Raw genomic sequence first — 15,947 nt, 5'->3', positions numbered from 1 at the left:
CAGCAAGCGTCCGAGTGGCCTTACCTACTGCATCATCGCAGCAAGGCGGCCGGGCCACCTGATCGATCTGCCGCTCGCCGTGTGGCAAAAACAGCTTAGATCATCAGGCAGTTCCAATAATTTCCGTCGAGTCGGGGCCCGTGTGACCCTTCGTCGCATTACCAAATATTTCTGTCATCCCGCCGCAACGCTGGCGAAATGACGTCAAGGTTCGGCAAACCCTGATCATAGCGGGCTCAACGCCAAACAAGGTTGAGTCGCATTTATTTACTTATCCCCTCACCCTTGGAAAGGTTACGTGCTTATGACAAATCGATCATTCACAGGGTGACGTGCATTCGATAGAACTGGTCTCAGGCCGCTTCGCAACGAGGCGGCACCTTCAGCTCGCCACGCCGGCAGCGAGCGCAAAACCGGCAGAACGACTCTGCCCGGCCTCGGAGAGGCCGACGGGACATTACAGTCAACAAGTGAGGGCAACACCCTATGAGAAGACTTAAGCGTGATCCGTTGGAAAGAGCATATTCACGTGGCTACCAATACGGGGTCACCGGCAAATCCCGCGAACTTTGCCCCTTTACACTTCCTTCCGTTCGCCAAGCCTGGATCAACGGCTGGCGCGAAGGTCGCGGCGATAACTGGGACGGAATGACTGGCACCGCTGGCATCCATAGACTCAACGAAAATCACGCCGTTGGCTGAACGAGGACACTGAATTCGAGTCACCATGCGCGCCCTATCCGGGCGGCGGGCTTCGGCCCAGGGGCCCCTTGAAGGGGCCCTTTTTTATGCCCGCCTTCAGGCCTTGGGCATTGCCGCGATCGCATCCACCGCTTCACGGATCAGCGCTGGGCCCTTGTAGATAAAGCCCGAGTAGATCTGCACCAGGCTCGCCCCAGCGGCGATCTTTTCTGCCGCATGACGGCCTTCGGTAATACCACCGGCGGCGATGATCGGCAGCTTGCCACCCAGCTCGCCGGCCAGCACCTTGACGATATGGGTGCTCTTCTCCAGCACTGGCGCACCCGACAGGCCACCGGCCTCGCCACCATGCTCCAGCCCTTCGACGCCCTCGCGGCCCAGGGTGGTGTTGGTGGCAATCACCGCATCCATGCCCGATTGCATCAGCGCTGCGGCCACCAGCGCGGTTTCCTCGTCACTCATGTCCGGCGCGATCTTGATCGCCAGCGGCACACGCTTGCCATGCTCGGCGGCCAGCTGCTCACGGCGCTCGGCCAGGGCATCGAGCAGCTGCTTGAGCGAGTCGCCGAACTGCAGGCTGCGCAGGCCCGGGGTGTTCGGCGAGCTGACGTTGACGGTGATGTAGCTGGCTTCGGTATAGACCTTGTTCAGGCAGATCAGGTAGTCGTCCACCGCACGCTCGACCGGGGTATCGAAGTTCTTGCCGATGTTGATTCCCAACACGCCGTCATAGCGCGAAGCACGCACGCGCTCGAGCAGGTGATCGACGCCCAGGTTGTTGAAGCCCATGCGGTTGATGATCGCCGTCGCCTGCGGCAGGCGGAACAACCGCGGCTTGGGGTTGCCCGGCTGCGGGCGTGGGGTCACGGTGCCGATCTCGACGAAGCCAAAGCCCAGCTGGGCAAAGCCGTCGATGGCCGCGCCGTTCTTGTCCAGGCCCGCCGCCAGCCCCACCGGGTTGGCAAAGTTCAAGCCCATCACGGTCACCGGCAATGCGGCCGGCTGCTTGCACAGCACACCGTTGAGCCCAAGCCGGCCACCGGCGCCGATCAGGTCCAGGGACAGGTCATGGGAGGTTTCCGGGGAAAGCTTGAACAGCAGCTGGCGGGCCAGGGTATACATGGGCGGGCAAGGCTCGGGGTGAATGAGGCAGCGATTATAGCCAGCGCGCGCCCGGCATGACAGGGGCTTGGCACATGGGTTGCTACTTCCCTTGCCTACAGCCTATTCAGTACGGGCGAGGACCTTCGTGAACACAGCACCTCTAGCCTGGGTAAACGGCAGCGACGCGCCGGAAAAACCCAGCCTCAACATCGGCTACATGGCCCTGACCGATTGCGCCTCGGTGGTGGTCGCCGCCACCCAGGGCTTCGCCCAGCAACACGGCCTGACCCTCAACCTGAAACGCCAGGGTTCCTGGGCGGGCCTGCGCGACAAGCTGGCCAGCGGCGAGCTGGATGCCGCCCATTGCCTCTATGGCCTGGTCTACGCCGTGCACCTGGGCATCGGCGGTGTACCGGCCAGCGACATGGCGGTGCTCATGGGGCTGAACCAGAATGCCCAGGCCATCAACCTGTCGCCGGCCCTGCAGCGCCAGGGCGTGACCAGCCCTGAAGCACTGGCTCAAATGGTGCACCAGCATGGCGCACGGCTGACCTTCGCCCAGACCTTCCCCACCGGCACCCACGCCATGTGGCTTTATTACTGGCTGGCCAGCCAGGGCATCCACCCGCTGCACGACGTCACCAGCGTGGTGGTGCCGCCGGCACAGATGGCGGCGCATATCCAGGCCGGGCGCATCGACGGGTTCTGCGTCGGCGAGCCTTGGGCCGCTGCCGCCGTCAGCCAGGGCCAGGGCTTCACCTTGGCCACCAGCCAGTCGATCTGGCCCGACCACCCGGAGAAGGTCCTGGCTTGCGCCCGCGCCTTCGTCGAACACTACCCCAACAGCGCACGCGCGCTGGTCAAGGCGGTGCTCGCTGCCAGCCGGTTCATCGAGCAGAGCCCGGAAAACCTGCGCAGCACCGCGCAACTGCTCAGCGGCAGCGCCTACCTCGACACACCGCTGGAGAACGTCGAGCCGCGGCTGCTGGGCGACTATCAGGACGGCCTGGGCAACGCCTGGCACGACCGGCACGCCCTGCGCCTGTTCGACCAGGGCCGCGCCAACCTGCCTTACCTGTCGGACGGCATGTGGTTCATGACCCAGTTCCGCCGCTGGGGCCTGCTGCGTGACGACCCCGACTACCTCGGCGTGGCTCGCCAGGTGCAACAATTGCAGCTGTACCGCGAGGCCGCCGGCGCACTCGGCGTGCCCTGCCCCGCGTCAGCCATGCGCAGCAGCCTGCTGATCGACGGCACGCGCTGGGACGGCACTGATCCGTATGCCTACGCCCGCAGCTTCCGCCTGCACGCCCTGGGCGATACGCCCGATGCCCGAGTCGGTCTGTGAGGGCCATCACCATGCTGCGCATCCTGCTGATCGACGATACCCAGAAGAAGGTTGGCCGCCTCAAGGCCGCGCTGCGCGAAGCCGGCTTCGAGGTGATCGAGGCGCCAGACCTGACCATCGACCTGCCAGCCTGCGTCGAAACGGTGCGCCCGGACGTGGTGCTGATCGATACCGACTCACCCGACCGCGACGTGATGGAGCAAGTGGTGCTGGTCAGTCGCGACCAGCCACGGCCGATCGTGCTGTTCACCGACGAGCATGACCCGGCGGTGATGCGCCAGGCGATTCAGGCCGGGGTCAGCGCCTACATCGTCGAAGGCATTCATGCGGCGCGGTTGCAGCCCATTCTCGATGTGGCCATGGCCCGCTTCGAGAGCGACCAGGCGCTCAAGGCCCAGCTGCTGGCCCGCGACCAGCAACTGGCCGAACGCAAGCGCATCGAGCAGGCCAAGGGGTTGCTGATGAAGATGAAGGACTGCAACGAGGAGCAGGCCTATACCCTGATGCGCCGGCAGGCCATGAGCCGGCAGCAGAAGCTCATCCAGGTGGCCGAGCAGATCATCGCCATCCACGAAATGCTCGGCTAAGCACGGCGATCGCAATCCTTGCAGGAGCGGCCTTGCCAGGTACAAAGTTGGCCCAGCTCTTGCTGAAGATATTCCACCGGTAGCCAACGGCGGTTGCCTCATAAAACTCCCGACAAAGACGTCGCTCTCCCCTCCACACCAGTGGACCGGGTAGCGGCGTCTTTTTCGTTTCCGTTGCATTGCCGAGTGAGGTGTTCGATGAGTACCAGCTTCTGGAAATCCGGGCATGTGCCCACGCTGTTCGCCGCGTTCCTGTATTTCGACCTGAGCTTCATGGTCTGGTACCTGCTGGGTCCGCTGGCGGTGCAGATCGCCGCCGACCTGCAACTGAGCGCCCAGCAGCGCGGCCTGATGGTGGCTACGCCGATCCTTGCCGGTGCGGTCTTGCGCTTTGTCATGGGTGTGCTGGTCGATCGCCTGTCGCCAAAGACCGCTGGCCTGATCGGCCAGGTGATCGTCATCGTCGCCCTGGCCGGCGCCTGGTACCTGGGCGTGCACACCTATGAACAAGCTCTGCTGCTGGGCGTGTTCCTCGGGGTTGCCGGCGCTTCGTTCGCCGTGTCGCTGCCACTCGCCTCGCAGTGGTACCCGCCGCAGCACCAGGGCAAGGCCATGGGCATCGCCGGCGCAGGCAACTCCGGCACGGTGTTCGCCGCCCTGCTGGCCCCGGTGCTGGCCGCCGGGTTTGGCTGGAACAACGTGTTCGGCTTCGCCGTGATTCCGCTGCTGCTGACCCTGGTCCTGTTCGCCCTGCTCGCCCGCAACGCCCCACAACGGCCCAAGCCGAAGGCCGCGGCCGACTACCTCAAGGCCCTGGGCGACCGTGACAGCTGGTGGTTCATGTTCTTCTACAGCGTCACCTTTGGCGGTTTCATCGGCCTGGCCAGTGCCCTGCCCGGCTACTTCAGCGACCAGTACGCCCTGAGCCCGGTCACCGCCGGTTACTACACCGCCGCCTGCGTGTTCGCCGGCAGCCTGATGCGCCCGCTGGGTGGCGCCCTGGCCGACCGCTTCGGCGGCATCCGCACCCTGCTCGGCATGTACAGCGTGGCCGCCGTCTGCATCGCCGCGGTCGGCTTCAACCTGCCGAGTGCCGCCGCTGCCCTGGCGCTGTTCGTCAGTGCCATGCTCGGCCTCGGCGCTGGCAATGGCGCAGTGTTCCAGCTGGTGCCGCAACGCTTCCGCCAGGAGATCGGCGTGATGACCGGGCTGATCGGCATGGCCGGTGGCATCGGCGGTTTCCTGCTGGCGGCAGGGCTCGGAGCCATCAAGCAGCACACCGGCGACTATCAGCTGGGCCTGTGGCTGTTCGCCAGCCTTGGCCTGCTCGCCTGGTTCGGCCTGCACGGGGTCAAGCAACGCTGGCGCACCACCTGGGGCTCGGCCGCCGTGACCGCAGCACGGGTCTGAGGCGGCGCCATGAGCCTGCAACTGAGCTTTGCCCAGGCCAGCGCCACCGGGCCACGCACGGAGAACCAGGATGCCCTGCGCCTGGTCACGCCGGCGCCGGAGCTGGCCGCCAGCAAGGGTTACCTGTTCGCCCTCGCCGATGGTGTCAGCCAGTGTGCCGACGGCGGCCTGGCGGCCCGCGCCAGCCTGCAGGCACTGGCCATGGACTATTACGCCACGCCCGCCACCTGGGGCGTGGCCCAGGCCCTGGACCGCCTGCTGCTGGCCCAGAACCGCTGGTTGCGCGCCCAGGGTAATCAACCGTTGCTGACCACGCTGAGCGCCCTGGTGCTGCGCGGGCGCCGCTTCACCCTGGCGCACGTGGGCGACTGCCGGGCCTACCGCTGGCACGCCGGGCGCCTGCAGTGCCTGAGCGAAGACCACGTCTGGGACCAGCCCGGCATGCAGCATGTGCTCAAGCGTGCGCTGGGCCTGGACCAGCACCTGCTGGTCGACTACCTGGACGGCGAACTGCAGGCCGGTGAATGCTACCTGCTGCTCAGCGACGGCGTATGGGCCAGCCTTGGCGACCAGCACATCCAGGCCGTGCTGCGCGAGCAGCCCGACCTGCAGTCAGCTGCCGACACGCTGGTTGCCAGTGCCCATCACAACGGCAGCCAGGACAACGCCAGCGCCTTGCTGGTGCGGGTCGAGCAGCTGGGCACGGCCAACCTCGGCGACACCCTGGTGCAACTGCAGCAGTGGCCTTTGCCGGGCCCGCTACGCGAAGGCCAGCTGCTCGATGGCTGGCAGGTGGAAACGCGCCTGGCACACAGCCGCCAGTCGCTGCTCTACCGTGTGCGCGATGCACAGGGCCAGCCCTGGCTGCTGAAGACCCTGCCCGAGGACCGTGAACAGGAACCCGGCGCCGCCCAGGGCTTGCTGCTGGAGGAATGGTTCCTGCGCCGGGTGGCAGGCCGCCACTTCCCCGAGCTGCATGCCGCCAGCCAGCGTCAGCACCTGTACTACGTGATGCGCGAGCACAGCGGCAAGACCCTCGCGGCACATGCTGCCGAACAGGGCCCGCTGGCGCTGGCGCAATGGATGGAAATCGCCCGCCAGCTGCTGCAAGCGGTGGGCGTCCTGCACCGGCGCAACCTGCTGCACCGGGACATCAAGCCCGACAACCTGCACCTGGGCGATGACGGTCAGCTGCGCCTGCTGGACTTCGGCTTGGCATATTGCCCCGGCCTTTCCCAGGAGCCGCTGCACCAGCTGCCCGGCACGCCTTCGTTCATTGCCCCGGAAGCCTTCGAGGGCCAGCCGCCGAGCCCGCGCCAGGACCTGTACGCGGTCGGCGTCACGCTCTACCTGTTGCTGACCGGCCACTACCCCTACGGCGAGATCGAGGCCTTCCAGCGCCCCCGCTTCGGCCAGGCGGTGAATGCCTCACGCTATCGCCCCGACCTGCCCGAATGGCTGCAGCACAACCTGCAGCAGGCCGTGGCAACAGACCCGGCACAACGCTTTGAAACCGCCGAACAGTGGCTGCTGCTGCTCGAACGCGGTGACCGCCAGGAATTGCCCAGCCGCCCGCGCCCGCTGCTTGAGCGCGAGCCGCTGAAGGTCTGGCGGACCCTGGCCCTGCTGTCCCTGTTGTTCAACCTGATACTGCTGTTCGCCCTGCTCAAGGGTTGAACGCGCCCTGCCCATGAGGAAACGCTGATGAATGCAAAAGTCTGGCTGGTCGGTGCCGGCCCTGGCGATCCTGAACTGCTCACCCTCAAGGCCGTGCGCGCACTGCAACAGGCCGACGTGGTGATGATCGACGACCTGGTCAACCCCGTAGTGCTGGAGCATTGCCCACAGGCCAGGGTGATTGCCGTAGGCAAGCGCGGCGGTTGCCGCTCCACGCCCCAGGCCTTCATCCAGCGCCTGATGCTGCGCCATGCGCGGCAGGGCCGTTGCGTGGTCAGGCTCAAGGGCGGTGACCCGTGCATCTTTGGCCGTGGCGGCGAGGAGGCCCTGTGGCTGCAGGGCCATGGCATCGAGGTGGAGCTGGTCAACGGCATCACCGCAGGCCTGGCCGGTGCGACCCAGTGCGGCATCTCGCTGACTTCGCGCGGCGTCAGCCGCGGGGTGACGCTGGTGACCGCGCACACCCAGGATGACAGCGAACTGAACTGGGCGGCACTGGCACAGGGCGGCACGACACTGGTGGTGTACATGGGTGTGGCGCGTCTGGAGCAAATCCGCCGAGGCCTGCTGGATGGCGGCATGGCGCCGGGGATGCCGGTGGCGATGATCGAGAATGCATCGTTGCCACAGCAGCGGGAATGCCGCAGCGATGTATCGGGGATGGTCGAGGACGCCCGTGTATTCGGGCTGTGCAGCCCGGCAATCCTGGTAATCGGCGAGGTGGTAGGGGAGCAGGTGATGCAGGTACGGATAGCAGCGGCCGGATGATGCTGAGGCCGTAACAGGCAATAGAAATTCCAGGCAAAGAAAAACCCGGCCGAGGCCGGGTTTTTCATGGAAGCTTCAAACCAATTACTTGGCCTGGGCTTCTACCTGAGCTTCAACGCGACGGTTGATAGCACGGCCTTCTTCGGTGGCGTTGTCGGCAACCGGACGGGTTTCGCCGTAGCCAACCGAGTCAACACGGCTGGATTCTACGCCGTACTGCTGGGTCAGGACCTGCTTCACAGCGTTGGCACGACGCTCGGACAGCTTCTGGTTGTAAGCGTCTGGGCCGACGGAGTCAGTGTGACCTTCAACCACGGTGGTGGTCTGTGGGTACTGCTTCATGAAGTCAGCCAGGTTCTTGATGTCGCCGTAGCTGTTTGGCTTGACGACCGACTTGTCGAAGTCGAACTTGACGTCCAGCTCAACGCGAACGACTTCGGCAACAGCCGGGCAGCCATCAGCGTCAACGGTAACGTTGGCTGGGGTGTCTGGGCACTTGTCGACGTTGTCGCAAACGCCGTCGTTGTCGGAGTCGGAGCAGACTTCAGCAACTGGAGCAGGCGCTGCAGCAACTTTGCCACCGCTGCCACCGAAGTTCAGACCAACACCCACGGTTGGACCCCACTCGGTGTTGCCGTCGTCGATGTTGTACATGGCTTCTACGCCGGCACGGGCGAAGAACATGTCGGTGATGTACCACTTGGCGCCAGCGCCAACGTTGGCGAAGGTGGAGTGGTCACGGCCGCTACGAGTGGCCTGGCCCAGGCTCTCGTGAGCGAAACCAGCGGAAACGTACGGACGCAGAGCGTCGCCGACGGTACCGAAGTGGTAGGTAGCGTCCAGCTTGGCCTTGGAACCTTTGATGTCCTTGTTGAAGACTTCGCCACGAGCGTTGTGGGTCTCGTTGTAGCCCAGGTCCAGGGATACGTCGTCAGTCAGGAAGTAGCCCAGGCGAACACCAGGATTGGTGCCGTCGTTCTTGAAGTTACGTTCGCTGTCATAGTACTGCTTGGTAACGTTGCCTTCGATTTCGACTGCGCCCTGGCCTTGAGCCATAACGCCGAACGAAGTAGCTGCGACGAGCGAGCCAATGGCCAAGCCCAAGGTGTTTTTCAATTTCATCCGTTAAATCCCCATCTGGTGATAGTTAAGCAGTCCCACCAACATCCGGGGGACAACTCGACGGCAAGTCTAGCAGAACTCGCCGATCCGTTAGAGATATTTACAAGGGACTAAGTTTCATCCAGACCTGCAAATTTCTCACGAAGCTTGTCTAGCGCGCGCTTGTAGCGCATTTTCGTTGCGCTCAGGCCCATGTGCATGATATCGGCGATTTCCTGAAATTCCAGTTCCGCGACAAAGCGCAGCACCAGGATTTCACGATCGATCGGGTTCACATGCACCAGCCACTTGTCCAGCCCGCCCTTTTCTTCCGGTTTCGGAGCCTTCTCTTCGGACGCCTCTTCTACAGGGTCCAGGCTCAAGGCATCCATCAACCGGCGTTTACGACGCTCCTTGCGGTACTGGGTAATGCACTCGTTGTAGGTAATGCTGTAGAGCCAGGTCTTGAACTTGGACTTGCCCTCGAAGTTCTTCAGACCGTACAGCACCTTCAGCATCACTTCCTGACAGACATCATCAGCGTCGCGGTCGTTCCCCAGATAACGCGCACAGACGTTGAACAGGGTCCGCTGGTAGCGCCGCATGAGTTCCTCATAGGCGCGGGTTACGTGATACAGCTCCTCATGCGAGCGCGCCACCAACTCCTCGTCGGTGAGTTCGCGGGGGTCATAACGCATGGGCGGCGAATGAACTTTATTCAAAACGGATCTGGCCGACAGTCAGGTCAATGTCGCCGCTCAGCCCCATGGGGCGATTTTCGCGGCGGCATACATTAACAGCTTTTGTGCGGTTAGCGGCTATTGACTCGCTGCTCGAGGAGCACGCGATTGGACAGCGACACCAGTTCGCCATCATCGGTCAACAGCGTCGTCTTGACCGTGCCGATCTCTTCGATCATTCCTTCAACCTCTCCAATCCGCACCTGCTGGCCGACCTGGTAGAGTTCGCGAACGTAGATGCCGGCCAGAATCTGCCCGGCAATTTCGCGGCTGCCAAGGCCCATGGCAAGCGCAACGGCCAGACCAACGGTAATCAGCCCAATGACGATCACGTGGTTGAGCAGGTCGGTCTTGACCTCGAGCTGGCTGATGGCCACCGAGATGCTGATGATGATCACCAGGCCCTGGGTAATGCGCCCCAGGCCGGCGGAGTATTCCAGGCCGATACCCTCGGCAGCGCCGCGCACCAGGCCGTTGGCCACCTGTGCCAGCAGCACGCCGGCCAGCAGCACCAGGGCTGCGCCAAAGACCTTGGGCAGGTACAGGGCGAGCATGTCGAGCGTTGCCGAAACCCGCTCAAGGCCCAGCGACTCTGCGGCCGAGACGAGGAAGATCAGCAGCACGAACCAGTAGACGATCTTGCCGATCAGGGTCGAGATCGGCACCTGGATACCGACCCGGCCAAGCATCTTGGTCAACCCGGTGCCGGCCATCAGGCGGTCCAGGCCGAACTTGGCCAGGAGTTTGGAAAGCAACGTGTCGAGCAGCTTGGCCACCACGAAACCGAGCAGCACCACGACCAGCGCGCCGAACAGGTTGGGGATGAAGTTCGCTACCTTGGTCCATAGGGCGGTCATCGCAGTGACCAGGCTCTGGGTCCAGAGATCGAGTTCCATATTCAATCGGCCTTATCTGCTTTGCTGCCATCGGCAGCGTTGCGGGTAGAGTGTCGACGCACCGGCGCAACATGCGCCGAACCATTGTTCACGGCGATCAGCAGCGCCTGGCTCCAACGGCCAAGCAGGCTGAACAGATCACCGGCACCGACCTGGCGGTTAGCGGTTTTCAGCACGCGACCCAGGCATGCGGCATCGTCTCGCTCCTCACCGGAGGGCGACGCCTTGAGCAGGTCACGCAGGGATTGTTCAAACGGATCGTGCATGGGCACCTCGCGCAGTGTCACTCAGAGACGAGGTGGCCGGGCGATGGGTCACACATCGCAGTGGAACGAATGTTTCAGGATGACTCGACATCTTCATACCCAGCGCAACCGCCGGAACAACCACCATTGCCCCACCGCGAGGCCCAGCACGACGATGCAGGCCAGCAGGAAGCCATACGGGTTGCTCGCCCCCGGAATACCGCCGACGTTGATGCCGAGCAGCCCGGTGATGAAGCTCATGGGCAGGAAGATGCAGGTGATGATGCCGAAGCGGTACATGGTCCGGTTCATCCGCTCGCTACGGCGGCGGTCTTCGCTTTCCAGCACCAGCGCTGCTCGCTCGCGGGCCAGCTCGAGCTCTTCGAGGTAACGGATCAGGCTGTTGTTCAGCTCGTTCCAGTAATCGGCATCGGCATCGCAGAACCAGCTCCACTTGCTGCGCGACAGCTGGGCATAGATCTCCCGCTGCGGCGCCAGGAAGCGGCGCAAGGCCGCAGCGCGGCGACGGATCTGCTGCAGGCTGCCTTGCTCAGGGGAGTACCGCTCGTCGGATTCCACCTTTTCTTCTTCCAGGTCGACCAGTTCCGAAAGGTCGCTCACCAGGCTCTGGACCTTCTCGGTCAGTAACTCGCCCATCAACAGCAACAGTTCGGACGCCGATTTCGGCCCCCTGCCCTCTTCGAGCTGCTGAAGGACTTCATCGCTGGCACGCAACGGCCGCAAGCGCAGCGAAATGACCCGCTGCGCCTGGGCATGGATACGTACCGAGACCATGTCTTCGGGTTCTGCGCCCGGGTTGAGGTTGACGCCACGCAGGAACAGCAGCAGCTGTTCTCCCGGCTGCGGCAACAACCGTGGCCGGGTGTTTTCCTCCAGCAGCAGGTCGCAGGCGAATTCGCTCAGGCCACTGTCCTGCAACAGCCAGGTGCGGGTCTGCGGATGGCTACGGTCCCAGTGCAGCCACAGGCTCTCCTGTGGCTGCAACTGCAGGTCATCCAGCTCGGTCCGGGCAATCGAACGCGCGCCCCCCTTACCATCGAGCACCAGGGCATGCACCAGCCCCCACTGCGCGTTGTCTTCCTCGAACATCAAAGCTCCATCAGCGCGTACGGCGCGTCACTCCGGCATCTTCAGCGGGCTTGGCGAGATGATCACGCCGTTGTTGTCGGCATACAGGTACTCACCCGGGCGGAAGGTGACACCGGCAAAGGTCACGGCCACGTTGAGGTCGCCAATGCCGCGCTTGTCGGTCTTCATCGGGTGGCTGGCCAGGGCCTGCACCCCGACGTCGGTCTGGATCAGCACGTCGACGTCACGCACGCAGCCATAGATCACCAGGCCTTCCCAGCCATTTTTCGCGGCCTTCTCCGCGAGCATGTCACCGAGCAGCGCACGGCGCAGCGAGCCACCGCCATCGACCACCAGGACCTTGCCCTTGCCATCGAGCTCGACCTGGTCCTTGACCAGCGAGTTGTCTTCGAAGCACTTGATGGTGACGATCTGGCCACCGAAGGAATCGCGGCCACCGAAGTTGCTGAACATCGGCTCCAGCACCTGTACCAGGTCCGGGTAGGCGTCACACAGGTCGGGCGTTACGTAATGCTGCATGGGAAGCTCCTGTCAGTCACAACGAAAGCGGGTATCGGCCAAGGCTACACCGTAGACGCCATCACAGTCATCCGGGACCGGGCAGTCAGTTGTGTATTCAGCCTGTACCGGCCTCGCGGGCACGCCCGCTCCCACAGGTACATCACTGCCCACAGGGCCTGAGGGGGCCCTGTGGGAGCGGGCTTGCCCGCGAAGAGGCCGGTACAGGCGCAACTGGTTCAGTTGGCAGGCACGGGCTCGCGCACCACCGTCGACTCATGCACCGGCAGCAGCGGATTGCGCAACCAGCGCTCCACCAGTGGCCAGACCTGCGCCTGCGCCGCCTTGCTCACCAGCATGTCGACATGCCCGAACGCCTCGAAGCCCTCTTCGCGCCCCAGCCGCAGGAACTGCTTGCGCGCCCCGCCAAGCTGATCGAACAGCTTGCGGCAGGCCCACACCGGGTCCTGGAAGTCGCCGGCACCCGCCACCGCCAGCAGCGGTACATCCACTTCGGCCAACCCCGCCCACCAGTCGCCCTGCTTGTCACCAAAGCGGCCGAACAGGCCATGCCAGCGCATGCTCTCGAGGGCCAGGCCAATTGGCTCGTCCTCGGGCCCACGCTTGAACCGAGGCCCGGAAATCTGCCCCCAGCGCTTGAGCAGCAGTTTCGCCCCCCAAGTCAGCGGTGGCACCTTGAGCGGCCAATAGACACGGCTGATCTGGGTACCGAAAAGCGCCACGCTCGCCACCTGCTCGGCCTTGAGAAATCCGCCACCCAAGGCTGCCACCAGGGTGGTTCCACCCAGGGAATGGCCGACCCAGTGCGGCGCCTGGCCAGACTGCTCGCGCACGAACGCGCCGATCAGCGGCAGGTCGTCGCGGGCATAGTCGGCGACGCTGTTGTGCTTCCACGCAAGATTGCGCGGCGACAGGCCATGGCCGCGCATCTCCGGGATCCACACATCGAAGCCGGCCCGCGCCAGGTAGGCACCCAGGCCGATGCCTTTGGGCGAATACCAGAAGCGCCGGTTGGAGAAGCTGCCATGCAGCAGGATCACCGGCACGCCCTGGGGCCGGCCTTGATCGGCCAGGCCCAGGCGGGTCACGGCCAGTTCGACGCTGGGGTCAGGGCTGTTGCCGGCCTTGATCCGGTACACGTCTTCGCTGAGGTCGCCGCGGCGCTCGGCACTGAGCAAGGCCACGGGAAAAAGGTTGCTGCTGCTTTGCATAAGGTTGCTTGGTGCACAAAAAAGGGCGGGATCCATCACTGGAACTCGCCCTGGAAAAAACCAGGCGGAGGCGCGCCAGACGCGCCCCCGCAATTTACCGCATCAGGCCGCGCCCTGGCCTTCGGCCAGGAAGAACCAGGTCTCGAGTACCGAGTCCGGGTTCAGCGACACGCTTTCGATGCCTTGCTCCATCAGCCACTTGGCCAGGTCCGGGTGGTCCGATGGGCCCTGACCGCAGATACCGATGTACTTGCCGGCCTTGTTGCACGCCTGGATGGCGTTGGCCAGCAGCTTCTTCACGGCCGGGTTACGTTCGTCGAACAGGTGGGCGATGATGCCCGAATCGCGGTCCAGGCCCAGGGTCAGCTGGGTCAGGTCGTTGGAACCGATCGAGAAGCCGTCGAAGTACTCGAGGAACTCTTCGGCGAGGATCGCGTTGGACGGCAGTTCGCACATCATGATCACGCGCAGGCCGTTGTCACCTCGGGCCAGGCCGTTTTCGGCGAGCAGGTCGACGACCTGGCTGGCCTCGCCCAGGGTGCGCACGAACGGCACCATGATCTCGACGTTGGTCAGGCCCATTTCGTTGCGCACGCGCTTCAGCGCACGGCACTCGAGCTCGAAGCAGTCACGGAACGATTCGCTGATGTAGCGCGAAGCACCGCGGAAGCCCAGCATCGGGTTTTCTTCTTCCGGCTCGTACAGCTTGCCGCCGATCAGGTTGGCGTACTCGTTGGACTTGAAGTCCGACAGGCGCACGATGACCTTTTTCGGGTAGAAGGCCGCCGCGAGGGTGCTGATGCCCTCGACCAGCTTCTCGACATAGAAGCCGACCGGGTCGTTGTAGCCAGCGATGCGCTTGTCGACGCTTTCTTTCAGATCGGCTGGCAGGCCGGCGTAGTTCAGCAGCGCCTTGGGGTGCACGCCGATCATGCGGTTGATGATGAACTCCAGGCGCGCCAGGCCGACACCGGCATTGGGCAGCTGGGCGAAGTCGAAGGCGCGGTCCGGGTTGCCGACGTTCATCATGATCTTGAACGGCAGCTCCGGCATGGCATCCACCGAGTTCTGCTTGACGTCGAAGCCCAGTTCGCCCTCGAAGATGAAGCCGGTATCGCCTTCGGCGCAGGAGACGGTCACGCCCTGGCCGTCCTTGAGCACCTGGGTGGCGTTGCCGCAACCGACCACGGCCGGAATGCCCAGCTCACGGGCGATGATCGCCGCGTGGCAGGTACGCCCGCCACGGTTGGTGACGATGGCGCTGGCGCGCTTCATCACCGGTTCCCAGTCCGGGTCGGTCATGTCGGAGACCAGCACGTCACCCGGCTGCACCTTGTCCATCTCGGACACGTCGTTGATCACGCGGACCTTGCCGGCGCCGATACGCTGGCCGATGGCGCGGCCTTCGACCAGCACGGTGCCCTTCTCTTTGAGCAGGTAACGTTCCATGACGTTGGCGCTGGCGCGGCTCTTCACCGTTTCAGGGCGGGCCTGGACGATGTACAGCTTGCCGTCGTCGCCGTCCTTGGCCCATTCGATGTCCATCGGGCGCTGGTAGTGCTGCTCGATGATCATCGCCTGCTTGGCCAGCTCGTTGACTTCGTCGTCGCTCAGGCAGAAGCGGGCGCGCTCGGCACGGTCGACCTCGACGGTCTTGACCGAGCGACCGGCCTTGGCTTCGTCGCCATAGACCATCTTGATCGCCTTGCTGCCCAGGTTGCGGCGCAGGATGGCCGGGCGGCCGGCCTGCAGGGTCTGCTTGTGTACGTAGAATTCGTCCGGGTTGACCGCACCTTGCACCACGGTTTCACCCAGGCCATAGGCGCCGGTGATGAACACCACGTCACGGAAGCCCGACTCGGTGTCGAGGGTGAACATCACGCCGGCGGTGCCGGTTTCCGAGCGAACCATGCGCTGCACGCCGGCAGACAGGGCCACCAGCTTGTGGTCGAAGCCCTGGTGCACGCGGTAGGCGATGGCGCGGTCGTTGAACAGCGAGGCGAACACTTCCTTGGCCGCGCGGATCACGTTATCGACGCCACGGATGTTGAGGAAGGTTTCCTGCTGGCCGGCGAACGAGGCGTCCGGCAGGTCTTCGGCGGTGGCCGAGGAACGCACGGCCACGGCCATGTTGTCGTTGCCCTTGGACATTTCGGCGAAGGCGGTTCGGATTTCGCTATCCAGACGCGCAGGGAACTCGGCCTCCATCACCCACTGGCGAATCTGCGCGCCGGTCTTGGCCAGGGCGTTGACGTCGTCCACGTCCAGGGCATCGAGCGCGGCGTGAATCTTGTCGTTCAGGCCACTCTGTTCGAGAAAGTCACGGTACGCCTGAGCCGTAGTGGCAAAGCCGCCCGGCACCGACACGCCGGCACCGGCGAGGTTACTGATCATCTCGCCCAGGGATGCGTTCTTGCCCCCCACATGCTCCACATCATGGACGCCGAGCTTATCGAGGGAAACTACGTACTCTACCAAGGTGATCTCTCCACTAACTGTATGGGAAAAGCTCAAGGGCGCCCGCCTGCC

Annotated in this window: 15 protein-coding genes; 6 read left to right on the top strand and 9 right to left on the bottom strand. The window is 64.1% G+C overall.

The window, feature by feature from the left end:
- Positions 1-486: 486 nt before the first annotated feature.
- The gene (gene rmf / locus CAF78_RS02950; protein WP_079227119.1) at positions 487-702 is read left to right on the top strand and encodes a ribosome modulation factor; all 216 of its coding nucleotides are present in this window, start codon (positions 487-489) and stop codon (positions 700-702) included.
- 96 nt (positions 703-798) lie between these two features.
- Here the strand turns inward: rmf and CAF78_RS02945 are convergent, their stop codons facing one another.
- Positions 799-1,824, bottom strand: a complete 1,026-nt coding sequence (locus tag CAF78_RS02945) for a quinone-dependent dihydroorotate dehydrogenase (protein WP_085674892.1) — start codon at positions 1,822-1,824, stop codon at positions 799-801.
- A 127-nt stretch (positions 1,825-1,951) separates the two neighbouring features.
- Here CAF78_RS02945 and CAF78_RS02940 point away from each other — a divergent pair, with 127 nt between their 5' ends.
- The 5 genes from CAF78_RS02940 to cobA all read left to right on the top strand — a co-directional run bounded on the left by CAF78_RS02940 (position 1,952) and on the right by cobA (position 7,596).
- Complete coding sequence (locus tag CAF78_RS02940) at positions 1,952-3,154, top strand: CmpA/NrtA family ABC transporter substrate-binding protein (protein ID WP_085674895.1); 1,203 nt, start codon at positions 1,952-1,954, stop codon at positions 3,152-3,154.
- A gap of 11 nt (positions 3,155-3,165) precedes the next feature.
- Positions 3,166-3,741 carry an ANTAR domain-containing response regulator gene (locus CAF78_RS02935; RefSeq protein WP_085674934.1) on the top strand — a complete coding sequence of 192 codons (576 nt, stop codon included), beginning with the start codon at positions 3,166-3,168 and terminating at the stop codon, positions 3,739-3,741.
- A gap of 198 nt (positions 3,742-3,939) precedes the next feature.
- Positions 3,940-5,151: a NarK/NasA family nitrate transporter gene (locus CAF78_RS02930; protein ID WP_085674897.1), complete on the top strand. Its 1,212-nt coding sequence runs from the start codon at positions 3,940-3,942 to the stop codon at positions 5,149-5,151.
- A gap of 9 nt (positions 5,152-5,160) precedes the next feature.
- A complete protein-coding gene (locus CAF78_RS02925; RefSeq protein WP_085674898.1) occupies positions 5,161-6,828 on the top strand; it encodes a bifunctional protein-serine/threonine kinase/phosphatase in 1,668 nt (555 codons plus the stop codon).
- 27 nt (positions 6,829-6,855) lie between these two features.
- Entirely contained in the window at positions 6,856-7,596 is a 741-nt protein-coding gene (gene cobA, locus CAF78_RS02920; RefSeq protein ID WP_085674899.1) for a uroporphyrinogen-III C-methyltransferase, read from the top strand.
- Positions 7,597-7,680: 84 nt separating this feature from the next.
- Here cobA and CAF78_RS02915 read toward each other — a convergent pair whose 3' ends face one another.
- The 8 genes from CAF78_RS02915 to ppsA all read right to left on the bottom strand — a co-directional run bounded on the left by CAF78_RS02915 (position 7,681) and on the right by ppsA (position 15,896).
- Positions 7,681-8,718 (bottom strand): OmpA family protein, encoded by a 1,038-nt coding sequence (locus CAF78_RS02915; protein WP_085674900.1) that lies wholly within the window; start codon positions 8,716-8,718, stop codon positions 7,681-7,683.
- A 110-nt stretch (positions 8,719-8,828) separates the two neighbouring features.
- Positions 8,829-9,395, bottom strand: a complete 567-nt coding sequence (gene sigX / locus CAF78_RS02910) for an RNA polymerase sigma factor SigX (protein WP_033696348.1) — start codon at positions 9,393-9,395, stop codon at positions 8,829-8,831.
- 113 nt (positions 9,396-9,508) lie between these two features.
- The gene (locus CAF78_RS02905; RefSeq protein ID WP_085674901.1) at positions 9,509-10,333 is read right to left on the bottom strand and encodes a mechanosensitive ion channel domain-containing protein; all 825 of its coding nucleotides are present in this window, start codon (positions 10,331-10,333) and stop codon (positions 9,509-9,511) included.
- A 2-nt stretch (positions 10,334-10,335) separates the two neighbouring features.
- The gene (locus tag CAF78_RS02900; protein ID WP_085674902.1) at positions 10,336-10,599 is read right to left on the bottom strand and encodes a CrfX protein; all 264 of its coding nucleotides are present in this window, start codon (positions 10,597-10,599) and stop codon (positions 10,336-10,338) included.
- A 93-nt stretch (positions 10,600-10,692) separates the two neighbouring features.
- Positions 10,693-11,688: a CorA family divalent cation transporter gene (locus CAF78_RS02895; protein WP_085674903.1), complete on the bottom strand. Its 996-nt coding sequence runs from the start codon at positions 11,686-11,688 to the stop codon at positions 10,693-10,695.
- A gap of 27 nt (positions 11,689-11,715) precedes the next feature.
- Positions 11,716-12,207: a ribonuclease E activity regulator RraA gene (gene rraA, locus CAF78_RS02890; protein WP_085674904.1), complete on the bottom strand. Its 492-nt coding sequence runs from the start codon at positions 12,205-12,207 to the stop codon at positions 11,716-11,718.
- Between the two features lie 218 nt (positions 12,208-12,425).
- Positions 12,426-13,418 carry an alpha/beta fold hydrolase gene (locus CAF78_RS02885; protein ID WP_256573841.1) on the bottom strand — a complete coding sequence of 331 codons (993 nt, stop codon included), beginning with the start codon at positions 13,416-13,418 and terminating at the stop codon, positions 12,426-12,428.
- Positions 13,419-13,520: 102 nt separating this feature from the next.
- On the bottom strand, positions 13,521-15,896 hold the full coding sequence (ppsA, locus tag CAF78_RS02880) for a phosphoenolpyruvate synthase (RefSeq protein WP_085674906.1): 2,376 nt from the start codon (positions 15,894-15,896) through the stop codon (positions 13,521-13,523).
- Positions 15,897-15,947 lie beyond the last annotated feature (51 nt).

The organism is Pseudomonas sp. R28(2017), assembly GCF_002112505.1.
In the GTDB taxonomy this organism is placed as follows: domain Bacteria; phylum Pseudomonadota; class Gammaproteobacteria; order Pseudomonadales; family Pseudomonadaceae; genus Aquipseudomonas.
This window is presented reverse-complemented; position numbering and strand designations above follow the sequence as displayed.